The 17,194-nt window shown below is 64.7% G+C and carries 14 protein-coding genes; 6 read left to right on the plus strand and 8 right to left on the minus strand.

What is annotated here, in order from left to right; translation table 11 throughout:
* Positions 1-21 precede the first annotated feature (21 nt).
* Positions 22-1,206: a glycosyltransferase family 87 protein gene (locus tag AC0L3B_RS16695; protein WP_473380747.1), complete on the minus strand. Its 1,185-nt coding sequence runs from the start codon at positions 1,204-1,206 to the stop codon at positions 22-24.
* A 62-nt stretch (positions 1,207-1,268) separates the two neighbouring features.
* Complete coding sequence (locus AC0L3B_RS16700) at positions 1,269-2,783, minus strand: hypothetical protein (protein ID WP_085359463.1); 1,515 nt, start codon at positions 2,781-2,783, stop codon at positions 1,269-1,271.
* Positions 2,784-3,081: 298 nt separating this feature from the next.
* Between AC0L3B_RS16700 and AC0L3B_RS16705 the strand changes: the two genes are divergently transcribed.
* A complete protein-coding gene (locus tag AC0L3B_RS16705; protein WP_007614256.1) occupies positions 3,082-3,246 on the plus strand; it encodes a Flp family type IVb pilin in 165 nt (54 codons plus the stop codon).
* Positions 3,247-3,471: 225 nt separating this feature from the next.
* Here AC0L3B_RS16705 and AC0L3B_RS16710 read toward each other — a convergent pair whose 3' ends face one another.
* Positions 3,472-4,455 carry a phosphatase PAP2 family protein gene (locus AC0L3B_RS16710; RefSeq protein WP_473380748.1) on the minus strand — a complete coding sequence of 328 codons (984 nt, stop codon included), beginning with the start codon at positions 4,453-4,455 and terminating at the stop codon, positions 3,472-3,474.
* A 268-nt stretch (positions 4,456-4,723) separates the two neighbouring features.
* Between AC0L3B_RS16710 and AC0L3B_RS16715 the strand changes: the two genes are divergently transcribed.
* A complete protein-coding gene (locus tag AC0L3B_RS16715; protein WP_026232596.1) occupies positions 4,724-5,404 on the plus strand; it encodes a helix-turn-helix domain-containing protein in 681 nt (226 codons plus the stop codon).
* A 151-nt stretch (positions 5,405-5,555) separates the two neighbouring features.
* On the opposite strand, the gene pyk is transcribed toward AC0L3B_RS16715, so the two are convergent.
* Positions 5,556-6,992 (minus strand): pyruvate kinase, encoded by a 1,437-nt coding sequence (gene pyk, locus AC0L3B_RS16720; protein ID WP_027570348.1) that lies wholly within the window; start codon positions 6,990-6,992, stop codon positions 5,556-5,558.
* On the minus strand, positions 6,989-7,582 hold the full coding sequence (locus AC0L3B_RS16725) for a DUF1036 domain-containing protein (RefSeq protein ID WP_085359459.1): 594 nt from the start codon (positions 7,580-7,582) through the stop codon (positions 6,989-6,991). Before AC0L3B_RS16725 ends, pyk begins: the two co-directional genes overlap by 4 nt.
* Before the next feature lie 178 nt (positions 7,583-7,760).
* Between AC0L3B_RS16725 and AC0L3B_RS16730 the strand changes: the two genes are divergently transcribed.
* The 3 genes from AC0L3B_RS16730 (at position 7,761) to AC0L3B_RS16740 (ending at position 9,025) form a co-directional block, all read left to right on the plus strand.
* On the plus strand, positions 7,761-8,063 hold the full coding sequence (locus AC0L3B_RS16730; RefSeq protein ID WP_007596287.1) for a DUF1244 domain-containing protein: 303 nt from the start codon (positions 7,761-7,763) through the stop codon (positions 8,061-8,063).
* Between the two features lie 209 nt (positions 8,064-8,272).
* Positions 8,273-8,545 (plus strand): DUF2312 domain-containing protein, encoded by a 273-nt coding sequence (locus AC0L3B_RS16735; RefSeq protein WP_007596286.1) that lies wholly within the window; start codon positions 8,273-8,275, stop codon positions 8,543-8,545.
* Between the two features lie 60 nt (positions 8,546-8,605).
* Complete coding sequence (locus AC0L3B_RS16740; RefSeq protein ID WP_085395168.1) at positions 8,606-9,025, plus strand: hypothetical protein; 420 nt, start codon at positions 8,606-8,608, stop codon at positions 9,023-9,025.
* 15 nt (positions 9,026-9,040) lie between these two features.
* Here AC0L3B_RS16740 and AC0L3B_RS16745 read toward each other — a convergent pair whose 3' ends face one another.
* The 3 genes from AC0L3B_RS16745 to AC0L3B_RS16755 form a co-directional block, all read right to left on the minus strand.
* Entirely contained in the window at positions 9,041-10,663 is a 1,623-nt protein-coding gene (locus tag AC0L3B_RS16745; protein WP_473380749.1) for a peptidoglycan L,D-endopeptidase MepK, read from the minus strand.
* 287 nt (positions 10,664-10,950) lie between these two features.
* Positions 10,951-13,131 (minus strand): L,D-transpeptidase scaffold domain-containing protein, encoded by a 2,181-nt coding sequence (locus tag AC0L3B_RS16750; protein WP_085359454.1) that lies wholly within the window; start codon positions 13,129-13,131, stop codon positions 10,951-10,953.
* Between the two features lie 361 nt (positions 13,132-13,492).
* Positions 13,493-14,986: a sigma-54-dependent transcriptional regulator gene (locus tag AC0L3B_RS16755; RefSeq protein WP_085359452.1), complete on the minus strand. Its 1,494-nt coding sequence runs from the start codon at positions 14,984-14,986 to the stop codon at positions 13,493-13,495.
* Positions 14,987-15,113: 127 nt separating this feature from the next.
* Between AC0L3B_RS16755 and AC0L3B_RS16760 the strand changes: the two genes are divergently transcribed.
* Entirely contained in the window at positions 15,114-17,021 is a 1,908-nt protein-coding gene (locus tag AC0L3B_RS16760; protein ID WP_018453809.1) for a M3 family oligoendopeptidase, read from the plus strand.
* Positions 17,022-17,194 lie beyond the last annotated feature (173 nt).

The raw sequence follows: 17,194 nt of genomic DNA on the forward strand, positions 1-17,194 counted from the left end.
ATCGCCAGCCGCAGATTGGATTCAGGAATGCGGCGACATTGCCGGCTCGCCAGACCCTGCCGGACTGCGCAACGCGCCGAACACGACGCCGATGAGAGCGACGATGAGGAGCGGCGATAGTCGTCCCGCCGGAATATACACCGCCGGGCTGAGCAACGGCACCATCCAGATGCCGAGCCCGATCAGCCAGTCGCGAAAGCGTGGAGCATCGATCGATGCGGCAAGCCACAGCACGACGGCGACCGTCAGCAGCGTCGCGTCATAAGGGCCCGAATGCGGGGCTGCCAGCACGGTTGCCGCAAGCAGTACGATCAGCTTGTTGTTGGTACGGAGCGAGGAGCGAAAGACCGCGAGCGTTGCCGCCGCGCTCGAAAGGATCGCGGCCAGCTGCAGGATGGAGGCCAGCCGCTCCGGCAGGCCTAGCAGCATCGCGCAGGCCCACACGCTGTGACCCCAGATGCGGCCATAGGCCAGCCATTTCGCGTCGGGGCTGACCAGATTGTTGTACGCCTGCGGTATCCACCAGAGCCACAATTCGACGCCAAAAATCATGGCACTTGCAGCCGCCAATGCGAATGCCGAGCATGCAGCAGCGCACAGGCTGCCATAGCGGCGCGCCCCCATTAGCGCGAGCGGGACGAGCAGGAAGAATTGCGGCTTGAAACTCAGCAGCCCGAGGATTGCCCCGGCCAGGAGCGGTCGCGGTCCGAGCAGCCTGACGCCCGCGACCAGCAGTGCGGCAACGAGAAAGGCGCATTGTCCATCGGCCAGGTTGAGAGATGCCGATGGCGAGACCAGCACGGCCGCGATGATGTAGGGCGTCAGTTGCGGCTGATCGGACCGGTTGCGAAGCGCCCAGGCCAGGAAGCCTGCGGTCGCGGCCTGGAATGCGACATAGGAGCCGATGAAGCCAAGCGGCGCGAATGGCAGCAGCAGAACGAGGAAGCCGGGCGGATAGAACCATGGGCGGAACTCCAGAGGCACCGTGAGCCATGATGCGAACGACTGGTTGAGATAGGCCGTGAACGCGTCACCATCGGTGACCAGCGCAAGATTGCCGGCGAGCAACGATCTGACGGCGCCGTAAAACACCATCCAGTCGGTGCCGGGAGCGACGTGGTTCAGCCCGATCCAACCGGGATGGGTGAAGGTGGAGATCAGGACGCCCCAGGCGAAGAGCGTTGCGATCGAAAACGCTGGCAGCATCACGAGAGGAATTCCGATCCAGCGGCGCGATGGACCGGATATCGGCTGCTGAGCTGACGCGCTCACTTGACGGCTTCCCTCGAGGACTCCGCTTCCGGCATCGCGCCGGCCTCTGTGCCGCCGGTTCGCACGTGGATCACGGCGATGTTGTCCGCGTAGAGCCGCTTCCAGCCCTTGATGTGGTCCAGCACCTGGGCGGCCGGTGCGTCCGCGACCATGAGCGTGGCGTCGATCTGGTACGCGTCGAGCAGCCGCGTCAGACTGTCGAGCTTCTTGAGCTCCACGGCCTTGAAGACGTCCATGGCGAAGGTTTCGCCGTAGAGCTCGGCGCGGCCGTCGATGAAGACCGGGATGTCACGCGAGATCAGATAGCCGCCGAACTGGTAGGCGTTGAAGATGCGTTGCGCCTTGCGTTTCTCGAGCAGATCGACGGCGGCGACCGGTGTCTGATCCATCGTGAAGGTGAAGCGGTGATGCGCCATGTAGAGTGAGGTCGAGGTCCAGCCTGCGGCCACGATCATCAGCGCGCCTGTGGCGGTGACGTAACGGGCAGCCCAACTCTCGCCGCCCTGCGTGCCAGGCTGCGGCAGCGCAGACCGTTCGCCGAGGGGCTTGGCCAGCACCAGCGGCACCAGGAAGGCGAAGGCCTCGATGCTCCTGACGTGGGTGAGCGCCATCCAGGTCAGAAGCAGGATCAGAAGAATACGCGGGGGCGAGAGCGTCAGGCCGCGATACAGCCCGATCGCAATCAGGCCGAACAGCGCGCCTTCGAATGCGTTGAAGGAGGCGAAGTTCGCGGGCGCCCACTCGGAGATGATCGTCAGCAGCTCGCCCAGATTGAGGATGTTGATCGCGCCGAGCAATGTGCGCCAGCCATAAGGCGTGACGCAGCTTGCGGCGAGTGCCGCAACACCGAACAGGAACCAGCGCGACAGCAGTCGGACCTGCTTGCCGGACTCCATGCCCCAGAGCGCCACAAATGACATCGGGCCGATCAGCGCCAGGCCCAGCACGAAGCCGCCATGCAGGTTCGACCACAGGGACATTAGCGGCAGCCAGTACCATGACGGGGCGCCCTTGCGGTCGGCTGCGGCCATCAATACGCCGACCCACGCGATCATCACGGGCAGCGCCAGCATGTGTGGCCGCGCCAGAACGTGGTGCAGCGACAGCAACAGCGCGAACATCGCGAACAGGACCGCTCGCGGAATTTCCAGATGGGCCTCGAGCAGGCCGACCAGCATCGCCGCCGACAATGCGACCGCAAGCGCGGTGAGGATCACCGGGCCGGCCCAATCCCATTGCGCATAGGAGAGGGCGAACAGGACCTGCGACAGCCATGAGGTCGAAACCCAGGGCGCCCCCGGACGGGTGAAGGAATAGAAGTCCGTGTAGGGAAGCGCCTGGTGATCGAGGATCCATTGTCCGATCTTGATCTGCCAGAGCGAGTCGGAGTCCTGAAGCAGCGTGTCTCCGACATACACGAAGAAGAGATAGGCGCCCGCACCGACGCACAGCGGCACCAGGGCTCGCGCACGACCCTGCACCGTGATGCTGTTGGCAAAGGAAAGGGACATGCCGCCTCGTCGTCCTGGTGTTTTTGTCGTTGTGCCGAGCGATCGACATTGGACCACGGCGGTCATAATTCCGGGTAAACCGGTGAGGCGGGGCCGGCTTGATGTCTCGACAATTTAACGGATCGTTTTAGATTTCGGTTTACCATCGACGCACACACGCAAACCGCTCTGTGTTTCCGCAGTCGAATTAACTGCGGCGCAATTCTTTGCCTCTACGTTCGGTTCCATGGTCAAGCGGCGCTGGGAAGCCCAAAAGACCAGATCAGTTGTAGCCTCGTGTACTCATTTGGAGCTCTTTATGAAGAACCTCGTTGCGCGTTTTGCGAAAGATGAATCCGGCGCCACCGCTATTGAATACGGTCTGATCGCCGCCGGCATTGCGCTGGCGATCATCACTGTCGTCAATAACCTGGGCACCACGTTGAACGCCAAGTTCACCTCGATCTCGAGCAGCCTCAAGTAACGCTGTACGAATCGCGAATTCAAAGAGCCCCTTGACGGGGCTCTTTTCTTTTGGCGGACGATTTCCGGATCTGAGAAGTTGTGAAGCTGTAGCAAGCTTGTAGGGCGGCAAAGCGTCTGCCGCGGCTCCGAAAGCGCAGGCGTTCCCACCGTCGAAAACATTGAACATTGAAAGTTGCCGGCGGGCACGCCGCTACGCGCGGACCCTAGGGCAACTTGTCGGCTGTCATTCCGCGAGGCCGGGCTGCCAGACCGCCGACGGCGCAGGCGCGGCAGACGTCTGCTGCGCGCGGCGGTGCCATTCGAGATAGAATTTCGCCGCCCAGATCGACGCTGCGGCGACTGCGATTCCGCCGGCGACGTCGATGACGTAATGCGCGCCGATCACCGGTGTTGCCGCAATCATCAGCAGATTGAGCGCAGCCGCGATGCCGCCGAGGCCGCGCACCGGCCACAGCGCCCACATGTAGAGCACGGCGGATGCGGCGTGGAAGCTCGGAAACGAGACAATGCCGGCGAGGAAGAACAACTGGAGCTCGTGCAGGCTACCGTCGCGAAGCGCGAGGATGTCGCGCAACTGCCCGGCATAGACCGCGGTGTTGATTTCGGGAAAATGCGCGGCGGACAGCTGCAGCCCCCAATAGGTGCCGATCGCGGGCACGACGGCGGAGATCGCGATGGTGACCGCGAGCGCGAGGCTCATCGCGAGCATGAACAATTGCAGCCGCATATAGTGCGCCGTCAGTGCCAGCACGACGGGAATGCCGAGCAGCGGCAATTTGATCAGCCCATATCCGCGAGCCAGGCAGTCCGCGAGCCAGGGATGGTCGTTGACGTATCGCGCGATCGGTTCAGGATCGAGGCCGAGTGCACGGTCGATCGCAAGCAGCGCCTGGTCCTGCAGCGGCCAGTTCAGCTTGGCCGCGACATAGCTGAGCGGTCCGACGATGGCGCAGGTGAGAATGATCTGTCCGATCGTTCCGAGCGAAAACAGCAGCTTCGGGTCGGCAAGCTCGCCTTTGACGATGCGGTGGCCATAGGCCAGCGCGAGCAAGACTGCAGCAACTGCCAGCGTCACCCAATAGGCGACTGGTTCGAGGCTCAGGCCGGTGAAGGCGAGGCCCAGCGCCAGCAGGCCGCCCATGGCTGCGATGGGAAGCCAGTTCAGGTGGAAGAGCTGCCAGGCGGTCCGGGCGTCCGTGTCGACCATGCTGCACCGAGGTGGGATCGCGATACCGCAGCACAGTCGCGGAGCAGGTTTAAGATGGCGGTAACGATCGTGGTTACCCCTTCACCAAAGCAGTTCGCGACGTTTTTAGCTGTTTGAGCTCGCGTTTTTTTTGCGTGACGCTTCATGCATTTGCACCTTGTCATCCACTCTGAATAGTTGTTCAGTCCTTGCGGGGCGATTTGCGATATCAGTGACGAAGCGTTCGGCCGCAAGGCGTGCGACCGGCGTGTGGGACAGGAAGCGCGCCATGGTTTATCGGCGGACGCATCAAGTGGTGAAGCGCCTTGCGGCCCGGCGCAGTGCGATACTGGCGGCGGCGCGGGAGGCGGCGGCGGAAGGCGGGATGGCGGCGGTGCAGATTGCGCCAGTCGCGGTTCGCGCCGGCGTCGCTGCGGGTACGGTCTACCGCTACTTCCCCTCCAAGGCCGATTTGATCTCCGAGTTGATTGCCGAAGTCTCCCGCGACGAGCTCACGGCGATCCGGCGAGCCGCCGATGCCGCGCCGGGGCCGTCCTCGGCGCTGGCGGCGGCGGTCACCACCGTGGCTGTCCATACCCTGTCACAGCGCAGGCTCGCCTGGGGCATCCTGGCCGAGCCGGTCGATGTCGATGTCAGCGCTTCACGCCTCGCCAGCCGGCGCGAGATCGCGGGTGAGATGGCCTCGCGGATCGACGCCGCCGTGCGCGCCGGCCACCTGCCGGCGCAGGACACGGCCCTTGCTGCCACCGCGCTGCTCGGCGCGCTGCACGAGGCCCTGGTCGGACCGCTCGCGCCGGACAATCTCGACGATCCCGCCAGGATGCGCGATGCCGTGCAGACCGTGACGCTGCTGGCGCTCCGCGCGGTCGGCGTCATGGACGCCCGCGCCAGGGGGCTCGTCGTGCAGCAGACGCTGCTGCCGACGGCGAAAGCGCTGGTTGGGGCCTAAAACGTCATCCTGATCGACCGGCGGACCTGATCGCGCCCAGGCCGTTGCTCGAGCTCGCCTTTTCAAAAAACCTCAGCACATCCGCCGGACTCGCCGGCTACTGTGCATGGGGTTGTTTTCGACATTTTTTGTTTGCCGGGTGCCGGCGGAGCTAGATATTCGCTTCGCCCTCGGGGCCGACCGAGGCGATGCGCACCATGTTGGTGGTGCCGGGGATGCCGAGCGGCACGCCGGCGACGATGATCACGCGCTGGCCCGCCCGGACGAAGCCGTCGCGGAACGCGATCTGGCCGGCGCGGCTCACCATGTCGTCCTGGTCGCGCGCATCTTCTGCCACCACGCAATGTATGCCCCAGACGACCGACAGCCGGCGTCCCGCCGCGACGTTCGGCGTGATCGCCACGATCGGCGGCTTCGGCCGCTCGCGCGCCACGCGCACGGCGGTCGATCCCGAACTGGTCCAGCAGATCAGGGCCGGCAGGTCGAGCGTCTCGGCGATCTGCCGCGCAGCGTCCGCGATGGCATCGCCGGCGGTGGCTTCCGGGGCCGGGCGCTGTGCGGTGATGACGGAGCGATAGATCGGGTCGCGCTCGACCTCCTCGCCGATGCGATTCATGGTCGAGACGGCCTCGACCGGGAATTTGCCGGCCGCCGATTCCGCCGACAGCATGATGGCGTCGGCGCCTTCGTAGACGGCGGTGGCGACGTCGGAGACCTCGGCGCGGGTCGGCACCGGCGACTGGATCATCGATTCCAGCATCTGGGTCGCGATCACCACCGGCTTGCCGGCGCGCCGCGCCATGCGCGTCATCTGCTTCTGCAGGCTCGGCACGCGTTCCAGCGGCAGCTCGACGCCGAGGTCGCCGCGCGCCACCATCAGGGCGTCGGAGGCGTCGATGATGTCGGCGAGGCGATCGATCGCCTGCGGCTTCTCGATCTTGGCCATCACCGCCGCACGGCCGCGGATCATCTTCTTGGCCTCGAGCACGTCGTCGGCGCGCTGCACGAAGGACAGCGCGATCCAGTCGACGCCGGTGACCAGCGCCGCTTCGAGATCGGCGCGGTCCTTCGGCGTCATCGCCGAGACCGGCAGGTCGGTGTCGGGCAGGCTGACGCCTTTGCGGTCGGACATCCGGCCGCCGACCACGACGCGCGTCACCGCGTGCTCCTTCGAGGTCTCCTCGGCGATCAGCCGCACCTTGCCGTCGTCGAGCAGCAGCGAATGGCCCGGCCGCAGCGCGGCCAGGATCTCCGGATGCGGGAGCTGGACGCGGGTGGTGTCGCCCGGCGCCTTGTCGGAATCGAGCGTGAAGGTCTGGCCATTCTGGAGCTGGACCGCGCCTTCGGCGAAGGCGCCGAGCCGGAGCTTTGGCCCCTGGAGATCGACCAGAATGCCGATCGGCCTTCCATAGCTGCTCTCGACGTTGCGGATCGTCGCCACCAGCTCGCGCATCTTGTCATGCGGGGTGTGGCTCATGTTGATGCGGAAGAGGTCGGCGCCGGCCTCGAACAGGCGGCGGATCATCGCGAGGTCCGAAGAAGCGGGTCCAAGGGTCGCGAGAATCTTGATACGGCGAAGACGCCTCATGGCTTATTTCCAGACGGGGGCGAGGGAGCTGGCGGGAGGCCAGGCGCGGCGGGGGGCGTACCACCGGGCGGGCCATTGGGCAAACCCGGGACCCCCGGGCCAACCGGGCCGGGGAGGCCTGGCACGCGCTGCTGCTTTGACGGCTGTTCGTTGGCATCGGTGAGCTGCACCGTCCAGGCCCGCTGCTCGCCGGTATCGACCTCGAAATAGCCGGTCCGGTCATAGCCGCGCGCAAGGCAATCCTCGGTGCCGCGGATGGTGAACTCCTTATCGCGCGAGCACATGAAAGCCTGGCCCGACCATTCGCCGCCGCGGTCATAGTCGATGGCGTAGATGTAATAGAAGCGGGCCACCAGAGTTCCGCGCAGCAGGGTCTCGCAGGAGCGCGATGAGATGTTCCACCAGCCTTCGGTGGTCCAGCCCTCGGCATCCTTGTAGCCCAGCGCGATGCCGACCCGGCTCGATGTGTTGTTGCAGAGCCGGAAATCGGCGGAGGCCGGGCTGGCCCAGAGGCACAGCAGGCCAACCACCAGCACCGGGACCAACCGGGCGAGCAGGCGAAGACGGGAGCGGGGAGATTCGGCGATCATTGTCGCGGAAGCTATATCAGATCATTGACGATTTGGCGTAGGGCCCGGGGAACTGCCTGAAGCCGGCTTCGCGCCCGTTTGCGCCGCGATATGGCAAAATCTGTGACAGGCCCCACCTGATCTCGTAAGGGTGACCCATCAAGGTCACAGCCAATTCGCAAAGCCGAGGGATCCAGCCATGGCAATTGACGACAAAACCAGAACGGAACTCGAGGCTGCCGCTTTCCGGCGCCTGGTCGATCATTTGAAGACGCGGACGGACGTCCAGAACATCGACCTGATGAATCTCGCAGGCTTCTGCCGCAACTGCCTGTCGAACTGGCTCAAGGACGCCGCCGACGCCCAGGGCGTCGCCTTGAGCAAGGATGAGAGCCGGGAAGCCGTCTATGGCATGCCCTACGAGGCCTGGAAGTCGAAATACCAGGGCGCGGCCACGCCTGAGCAGCTCGATGCCATGAAGAAGGTTCATCCCGGGCACTGAACGGCCTCGCCGGCAGCCTGATATGCGGTGCCTTTGAGTCGCATCACACAACCGCTTTCTTCGACACGCCGCAGGAAGGTGTGGGCGCGCTGTGGACGAGCGCGATGCTGCCTTGAACGCGAGAGGTCCGAACCCTAAGGGTCTAACCAGCACGCGCGGTGAGGATGCCGGCGTCACCTCGTTTTGCCAGTTCCATTGGGAGTACCAAGATGGCCACCTCCGCCGCCGTCCGCGACGACGAGCCCGCGACGAAATTTGCCAAGGACCAGCTCAAGTCCATCATCGAGCGCATCGAGCGGTTGGAGGAAGAGAAGAAGGCGATCTCCGACGACATCCGCGACGTATTCGCCGAGGCCAAGGGCAACGGCTACGACGTCAAGGCGCTGCGCACCATCGTGCGCATGCGCAAGCAGGACCCGAACGAGCGCGCCGAGGCCGAGACGATCCTCGAGACCTACATGCAAGCACTGGGGATGATCTGAGCTATCGGTGTCGTCCTGGCTTTCGCCAGGGCGACACCATGCCGATCGAAGGAGACCGCGGTGACTGCGCCGCCGCTGCCGCGCGAGGTAAGCCGTGCCTACGATGCTTTTCCGGCGCCGATCGGCAAGCGGCTGCTTTGGGTACGCGAGCTGATCTTCGCGGCCGCCGCGGCGCATGAAGGCATCGGCCGTCTTACCGAAACGTTGAAATGGGGCGAGCCTGCTTATCTGACCGAAGAGACCGGCAGTGGCAGCACGATCCGGCTCGGCCGCCTGAAGGACTCCGCGCACGCCGCGATTCTGTTCAACTGCAAGACGACGCTGGTCGATACCTTTCGTGAACGCTTTCCCGATCAGTTCGAATATCGGCAGACCAGGGCGTTGCTGTTGCCGGTGTCGGGCAAGCTGCCGAAGCAGGACCTATCGGTCTGCCTGTCGCTGGCGTTGACGTATCATCTGGATCGACGGAGGAAGCGTTAGCGGCGCGCGAAGACGTCAGCGCAGCGAAGCCGTCCGTACGACGAAGGACGTCGTATCGAGTTTGGCGGTGGCGGTGCCCGAGAAACTGTCGCAGGACAGGCCCTGCATCGGATCGTCGGCAAAACCCATGGCGATCACGGACTGCGGCTTGACGAAGTAGGCGCGCATTGCGGCGGTGTCGAGCTCACCCATCAGCGTGACCGACATCGCGCGGCTGGCGCTCGGCGACAGCATCACGATCTTGAGCCAGATGCTTTCGCCCTTGGCTGCGGAGAGCCGGGTCGCGGTTGCGACCATGCCGTCGACGCGCTTACCGACTACCGTGTTGATCTCGGTCGCCGGCGCAAGGTTACGCGACGCGGAGGCGGGACGGGCGGAGCGCGGGATCGGCGCGGAGGCGGCGACGACGTTGGCGCGGTCGACCGGTGAGGCGGACGCCGGCGCGTAGGCCAGGGCCTGATAGGCGGCGCTGGACACGCTCGCGGTCGGCTGCGGATCGGTGGCGGCGGCAAGCGCCTGCCGTGCCTTCAGCGCAGCAATTTGGGCCGGCGTCGCCTGCTGCGGCGCAGTCGGGGTATCCCAGAAGCCGCGGGCATTGATGATGTCGGCGGGGGTCTCGGGCTTGGCGTCAGCAGATTTGCCGGCGGCCGGCTTGTCAGCCACAGGCGCCGGTTTCGGTTTGGGCGGCGCGACGATCTGCATATCGGCCGAGGCGAGCTGGATCGTCGCCGCGACTGACGGCTTGGCGCGCGGCGTCGGCACCGGATCGGCCGGCTTGGTCGCGGCGGCGACCACGGTCGGCGCGACAGTCTTCGCGGACGGGGCGGGCGCGCCCTCGTCATCCTCGTCGTTGCTCGCCGCGGCCGGAGCCGGCTTACCCTTGAACAGGGCGGCAAAGAAATTCGACTTGCTGCCGGAATCCTCGCCGCTGCCGCGCCGCTCGATCTCGGCCTTGGCGAGCTCATAGCCCTTCAGCGGCGTGCCGTCGGTCGGGAGGTGGACGGTGCGTCCGTCCGGGAAGACCCGGGCGAGCTGGTCATGCGTCATGCGCGGCCAATGCCGGATGCTGCCGGTGTCGAGATGTACGAACGGCGAGCCGGAGGTCGGGTAGAAGCCGACGCCGCCGCGCTGGAGGCGCAGGCCGGCGAAGCGGATCTGCTCCAGCGGCACGTTCGGGATGTAGAAGTCCATCGCATGCCCCAGCATGTGCTGGCTGAAGCGCGCCACGCCGGAGGAGCGGCGGCGGAGCATGGAGTTGGTCGCGGGCGAGCGGTAGGCGGAGATGATCTGGATCGGCTGCTTGCCGTCGACGTCGCGGTAGACTTCCCAGAGGATGTCGAAGAGGTGACGGTCCATGACCGTCTCGTCCTGGCTGCGCCAGTCGCGCAGGAAGTGGTTGAGCTGCTTCAGCGCCGCTTCGTCGTAGCGTCCGTCGCGCTTGAAGGTGACGGTGAGGTCTTCGCCGGAATGGGTGTGGTGGAAGGAGAGCGTCTTGGTCTCGTTGAGCGCGGCGGCGTTGTGAACTGAACCCGCGGCAGCAAGCAGCAATACGGCAGCGAGGCCGATTCTGGATCCGGCCTTCACTCCCGCATGGGACAACGACAGCACAGCGAATTGGCGTGCGATTCCAGTCAGCACGTTAGAGCCCACCCAGTCGACGAGCGTTCAAAATGGACTCTCCCGCTAACCCCGTTAGCGCGCGAAAGAGGATGAACGCTTTGTTAAAGCGAGAAGGTTAATTCGAGGTTGACCTTCCCGCCCCCAAACCAAGTCAGATCGCGAACCTAACCGGGTGAGTGTGGCAAAAAAACGCCCGCTGCCTGAGGTCAGGTGGAGAATGGTTAACGTTAAGCGACCCCATCCAGAGGATGAGGTCGCTGATTTTACTGCAGAATTTCAGGAAATCAGGCGCCGGGCGGCCTGGCTCAGCGGGTGAATACCCGCTGCTGCTGCGGCCGGCGGCCGACCGGGGCCGGCGGCGGGGTGGGCGCTCCGAACAGCCGCTCGAAGAAATTCGGCCCGGACGAGCCGCCGTTGTTGGCCGCCAACACCCCGTTCGGCAGTGTCGTCGCCGGGCGTGAATAGCTCGGCTGGGAGTGCGCGACGACGTTCTCGAGATCCTTGCCGCGACCGTTCTTCAGGATGTTGATCATGGTCGCGTCGCGGCCATAGACGTCCTTGCGGAATTGCAGCTTGCCGCCATCGTCCACGAATGCGGTCTGATAGGTGATGTTGACCGGGATCGGGGTCGGGAATTTCAGGTCGATCTCGCTCTTGCCGTACATGCTGCGGATGCGTTCCGGCGTGTACTTCTCGTTCGGCATCGCGATGTTGAGCAGGACCGAGGCGTACTGATCCGGGTTCTGCACGCGCATGCAGCCGTGGCTGAAGGCGCGTTCGTCCCGGGCGAACAGGTTCTTGTCCGGCGTGTCGTGCTGATAGACCAGGAACTTGTTGGGGAAATTGAAGCGGATGCGGCCGAGCGCGTTGGCTTCACCGGGCGGCTGCGAGATGTGCACCGAACCATCGCGGTTCTGTTCGAGCTTGAGACCCATGCGCTGGAGCACGGTCGGGTCCTGCTGAAGCGCCGGCAGATATTCGTTGTAGACGATCGACGGCGGCACGTTCCAGGTCGGATTGACCGTGATGTACTTCATCGTCTCGGTGAGCAGCGGGGTCGCATGCGTGCCGGGCTTGCCGGTGACGACGCGGGTGGTCCAGACCTGTTGGCCGCGCTGCATCACCTTCAACGTGTAGTCGGGAATGTTGAGGATGACATAGGCATCGCCCAGCGAGGGCGCGCCCAGGTCGCGCGGCAGCCAGCGCCAGCGCTCCATGTTCACCAGCACCACGTCGATCTGCTTGTCGCGCTTCGGGGCGTTGATCGCCCTGACCGTCTTGTCGTCGAGGATGCCGGTCGCCTTGAGCTCGGCGCTGTTCTGGAATTTGCGCACGGCTTCGGCGACCGCCGCGTCATAGCGGGTGTCGCTGGCGTTCTCGGTGATGCCGAGCTTGGCGCGCAGCTGCGGCACGCGCGGATCTTCAACGACGATTTCAGCCTGCTTCTTGCCGGCCGGGGTGTATTTCAGCGCCGGACCATCGGCGATCTCGATCACCGGGCCGTTGCCCTGGCCGCGGAGCTCCGCGAGCTTCGCCTTCAGCTCCTTGTAAAGTTTTTGCGGCGGATTGTAGCTGTCGAGCGCCGCGGAGGCGTCCGCCGCGGTCGTGACCTTGGCGAGCACCTCGTTCGGATCGACCGGATGCTCGGGATAGAGGATGTCGCCGCTGACCTGCGACCAGTGCATGCGGCCGCTCTGGGCCTGGCGCGCATAGTCGAACATGCTGGCGGTGAGCTTGAGCTCGGCATCGGCGAGCGTATCGGGTGTCGTGGCGGCCGCGAAGTCCGGCACCGGGTAATCGGCGGGATTGAGACCGTCGGACGCCGCGTCCTTCAGCCGTGCGATCACGCCCTTGGCCGCAGCGGTCAGGCTGCCGCCCTGGCTCCAGACCGGCGCGAAGTCGCGTGCACCGTAGAACTTCTCGATCGCAGCGCGTTCGTTCTTACGGTCGAAATAGCGCGAGGCCTTTGCGCCAATGATGTCCTTGAGCTTGTCGGCGACCGGCTGGTCGGCCGCGGGAACGTTGCTCGCGGCCCCTACCGGCTCCGAGGCCGGAGCCGCAGCGGTGGCGGGCGCGGCCGGCGTTGGGATCGCCGTGTCGGCCTTGGCAGGTTCGGTCTTGGCAGGTTCAGTCTTCGCCGTCTCGCTCTTCGTCGCCTCGGCGGCGGGCGTGGTGGCGACGTCGGAAGGCTTGGTCTCGACCTTGTCCGGCGCGGGGGCGGATTCGGCCTTCAGGGGTTCCTTGGCGGGCTCCTTAGCAGGGTCCACCATCGTGGCGGTGGTGTCGACCTTGATGTCCGATGCGGTCGGGGGCGGGACGTTTGCGGGTTCGGGGCGCGGGATTGCGGCTTCGATCGCGAGCTCGGCAGCGCTGCTGCGCGCCTGATCCTGCGCCAGGGCTGAGCTGGCCGATACCGTGAGGAAGGTCGCCGCGACCGTGAACAAGACACGGTCAAAGCCTGCACGGTGGTTCAAACAGTCACGCATTGTGTCGCACCCCTCGGGTGAACTGTCCCCCGTGGAACAGCTTCGTTATCGCCTATTGAGCTTCGGCTAAACCGCGCCGGCCTCTCGAAAGTTGCACGCCTGCACGCAACGATTCCTACGCAGACGAATCTTACGCGGACGATATACAGGCCCCGATTTCGCAGCCAGCGCTACCCGGGACAACTCACGACAAACTGACTTCAAGCACGCCTCTTGGCAACGGATTGTGCGCTTCTGCCACGCGCTTTTCCCTGTGTCTGTCACTTCCAAGTCACGGTTCAAATCGCAGTCGAATTCCGTCGTCATACGAACGGCTTACAGTCGTATCGCTCCGCCCGGACGAACCTCCGTTCGCTCAGGCTCAGTGCGTCTCCTCACCGCTTTTGCCGCCATGGCCGGGAACCCCGGCCTCATCGAGTTTGCGGTAGAGGGTGGACCGGCCGATTTTGAGGCGGCGGGCGACCTCCGACATCTGCCCGCGGTAATGCGAGATCGCGAAACGGATGATCTCGTTCTCGATGTCCTCCAGCGGCCGGACGTCGCCGGTCGCGGTCAGCATGGAGAGAGCACCCGCTTGCGGCAGCGGTGCGATCGGTATGTCATTACCCGACACGACGGAGGGGGCCGCGATTGGCTCCAGCATCAGCGGCGCCGTCGGAATGTCTGTTCCCGGATGCGGCTGCGAGGCGATCAGGGGGAAGTCGTCGAGGCCAAGCTGGTCGCCCTCGCTCATCACCACGGCGCGATAGACCGCGTTTTCGAGCTGGCGGATGTTGCCGGGCCAATCGAGCTGAGCGAGGTGCGCAACGGCCTCGCCGCTGATGCCGGTGATGGGGCGGTTCTCCTCGGCGGCAAAGCGCGCCAGGAAATGCCTGAGCAGATGCGGAATGTCCTCGCGCCGGGCGCGCAGCGATGGGATCGTCAGCGGCAGCACATGCAGGCGATAGAACAAGTCTTCCCGGAAGTGGCCCTGCTTGACCCGCTCGAGCAGCCTGCGGTTGGTCGCCGAGATGATGCGGACGTCGACCTTCACGGGTTTGCGGCCGCCGACCGCCTCGACCGCGCCTTCCTGGAGCGCGCGAAGCAGCTTGACCTGCGCGCTCAGCGGCAGCTCGCTGACCTCGTCCAGGAACAGCGTGCCGCCATGAGCTTCGACGAACTTGCCGGTGTGGCGTTCGGTGGCGCCGGTGAAGGCACCCTTCTCGTGACCGAACAGAATGGATTCGACGAGGTTGTCGGGGATCGCGCCGCAATTGACCGCGACGAACGGCTTGGCCTTGCGCTCGCCGCTGCCATGAATGGCACGCGCGAACATCTCCTTGCCGACGCCGGACTCGCCCTCGATCAGCACCGGGATCGAGGAGTTTGTTGCTTTCTGCGCCGCGCGCATCACGCCCGCCATCGCCTCGGCGCGTGTGATGATGTCGGAGAAGGTCAGCCGGCCTTCGCGGCTGTGACGGATGCGCTGCAGTTCGCCCTTGAGCGCGGACGAATTGAGCGCGTTGCGAAGCGAGACCTGGAGCCGCTCCAGGCCGACCGGCTTGACCACGAAGTCGGCCGCACCCGCGCGCATCGCCGAGATCACATTGTCGATGCCGCCATGGGCCGTCTGCACGATGACGGGGATGCTGAGACCCGCTTCGCGGATTTTCGCCAGCACGCCCATGCCGTCGAGGCCGGGCATCACGAGATCGAGGATGACGCCGTCGATGGCCGCGTCGGGGGCGGTGAGGGCGGCGATCGCCGCATCGCCGGAGTCCACCACGATCGTCTCATAGCCGCATTTCTGCACCATGTTTTCGACCAGCCGGCGGGCTACAGCGTCGTCGTCGGCGATCAAAATACTGGCAGCCATGGTGTTCCCCGCACGCTACTACTATCTGTCTCGAATCGGGGCACTCTGGCCGAAGCCGATTAACGCACTGTTAAATCCTGATGCCCCCGCCCGCCGTCGCGATTGTTGAACACAGGTTTCCCACACAATGAATTCGAGCTCCAAGCTTGCACTCAAAAAGTCTGCTCTCAAAAAGTCTGCTCTCCGCAAACCAGGCACCAAGCAATCGGTCATCAAGGCAAAGTCCTCCAGACCTTCACCCGCAAAGCCTGCGAGCAAGACCGGCAAGCTTCCGGAGTGGAACCTCGCCGACCTCTATTCCGGGATCGATGCGCCGGAAGTGGCGCGCGATCTCGCAAAGATGGATGCCGATTGCGTCGCGTTCGAGACGGACTACAAGGGCAAGCTCGCAACAGGAACAGCAAAGGAAGATGGCGGAAAATGGCTCGCAGAAGCCGTGCGACGCTATGAGGCGATCGACGACCTCGCCGGCCGGCTCGGCTCGTACGCTGGCCTCGTTCATGCCGGCGACAGCGTGGACCCCAAGATTTCAAAGTTTTACGGCGACGTTTCCGAGCGCCTGACGGCGGCATCGACGCATCTGCTGTTCTTCGCGCTCGAGCTCAACCGGATCGATGACGATATTTTGAACCGCGCGATGCAGGCCACCGAGCTCGCGCACTACCGTCCCTGGATCGAGGATCTACGCAAGGAGAAACCGTACCAGCTCGAGGACAAGCTCGAGCAGCTCTTCCTGGAGAAGGCGCAGACCGGCTATTCCGCCTTCAATCGGCTGTTCGACCAGACCATTTCGAGCCTGCGCTTCAAGGTCGGGCCCAAGGAGCTCGCGATCGAGCCGACGCTCAATCTGTTGCAGGACCGCGACGGCGCCAAGCGCAAGGCCGCGGCAGAGGCGCTCGCAAAGACCTTCAAGGCCAATGAGCGCACCTTTGCGCTGATCACCAACACTTTGGCCAAAGACAAGGACATCTCCGATAGCTGGCGCGGCTTCAAGGACGTCGCAGATTCCCGGCACCTGAACAACCGCGTCGAGCGCGAGGTGGTGGATGCGCTGGTCGCCTCGGTGCGCGCAGCCTATCCAAAATTGTCGCATCGCTACTACGCGCTGAAGGCACGCTGGTTCGGCAGGAAGCGCCTGGCCTATTGGGACCGCAACGCGCCGCTGCCTTTTGCTGCGACCGACGTGATCGGCTGGGGCGATGCGCGAAACATGGTGCTCTCCGCCTATCGCGGCTTCTCGCCCAAGATGGCTGATATCGCCGAGCGCTTCTTTGCCGACCGCTGGATCGACGCGCCGGTACGTCCGGGCAAGGCGCCGGGGGCCTTCTCGCATCCGACCACGCCGTCCGCGCACCCCTACGTGCTGATGAACTACCAGGGCAAGCCGCGCGACGTGATGACGCTCGCCCATGAGCTCGGCCATGGCGTGCATCAGGTGCTGGCGGCCAGGAACGGCGCGTTGATGGCGCCGACGCCGCTGACGCTGGCGGAGACCGCGAGCGTGTTCGGCGAGATGCTGACCTTCCGGCGGCTGCTGGCGCAGACCAGGAGCGCAAGGCAGCGCCAGGCGCTGCTCGCCGGCAAGGTCGAGGACATGATCAACACCGTGGTGCGGCAGATCGCGTTCTATTCCTTCGAGCGCGCGGTCCACACCGAACGCAAGAACGGCGAGCTCACCGCGACGCGGCTCGGCGAGATCTGGCTCTCGGTGCAGGGCGAGAGCCTTGGTCCGGCAATCGAGATCAAAGCGGGCTACGAGAACTACTGGATGTACATCCCGCACTTCATCCATTCGCCGTTCTACGTCTACGCCTATGCATTCGGCGATTGTCTCGTGAACTCGCTCTACGCCGTCTACGAGAACGCGGCCGAAGGCTTTGCCGAGCGCTATCTCGACATGCTCGCCGCCGGCGGCACCAAGCATTATTCCGAACTGCTGCGGCCGTTCGGGCTCGATGCCAAGGATCCAAAGTTCTGGGACGGCGGCCTGAGCGTCATCGCCGGCATGATCGACGAACTGGAAGCGATGGGCTGAGCCGAACCGCCTTCAGCGCTGCAGCGAGCAGGTCGGGTCGGCCGTCCGAGTGTCCCGTTGTTCCGACAACGGGGGAGGCGGGTTGTAAAGATCCCGCCATGCACATTGAACGTTTGTGCCCGGGACCGGACTAATTCTTGCAGGCGGGTTCGACCTGCAATGCAATCTGTGAT

Source organism: Bradyrhizobium sp. Kon56, from assembly GCF_055807635.1.

What these genes read in the sequence shown, in the direction of transcription:
- AC0L3B_RS16715 (WP_026232596.1), top strand. Translation starts at nt 4,724, where the DNA reads ATGGTTTATCGGCGGACGCATCAAGTGGTGAAGCGCCTTGCGGCCCGG.
- AC0L3B_RS16695 (WP_473380747.1), bottom strand. Translation starts at nt 1,206, where the DNA reads ATGCTGCCAGCGTTTTCGATCGCAACGCTCTTCGCCTGGGGCGTCCTG.
- AC0L3B_RS16700 (WP_085359463.1), bottom strand. Translation starts at nt 2,783, where the DNA reads ATGTCCCTTTCCTTTGCCAACAGCATCACGGTGCAGGGTCGTGCGCGA.
- AC0L3B_RS16705 (WP_007614256.1), top strand. Translation starts at nt 3,082, where the DNA reads ATGAAGAACCTCGTTGCGCGTTTTGCGAAAGATGAATCCGGCGCCACC.
- AC0L3B_RS16755 (WP_085359452.1), bottom strand. Translation starts at nt 14,986, where the DNA reads ATGGCTGCCAGTATTTTGATCGCCGACGACGACGCTGTAGCCCGCCGG.
- AC0L3B_RS16760 (WP_018453809.1), top strand. Translation starts at nt 15,114, where the DNA reads ATGAATTCGAGCTCCAAGCTTGCACTCAAAAAGTCTGCTCTCAAAAAG.
- pyk (WP_027570348.1), bottom strand. Translation starts at nt 6,992, where the DNA reads ATGAGGCGTCTTCGCCGTATCAAGATTCTCGCGACCCTTGGACCCGCT.
- AC0L3B_RS16730 (WP_007596287.1), top strand. Translation starts at nt 7,761, where the DNA reads ATGGCAATTGACGACAAAACCAGAACGGAACTCGAGGCTGCCGCTTTC.
- AC0L3B_RS16725 (WP_085359459.1), bottom strand. Translation starts at nt 7,582, where the DNA reads ATGATCGCCGAATCTCCCCGCTCCCGTCTTCGCCTGCTCGCCCGGTTG.
- AC0L3B_RS16735 (WP_007596286.1), top strand. Translation starts at nt 8,273, where the DNA reads ATGGCCACCTCCGCCGCCGTCCGCGACGACGAGCCCGCGACGAAATTT.
- AC0L3B_RS16710 (WP_473380748.1), bottom strand. Translation starts at nt 4,455, where the DNA reads ATGGTCGACACGGACGCCCGGACCGCCTGGCAGCTCTTCCACCTGAAC.
- AC0L3B_RS16750 (WP_085359454.1), bottom strand. Translation starts at nt 13,131, where the DNA reads ATGCGTGACTGTTTGAACCACCGTGCAGGCTTTGACCGTGTCTTGTTC.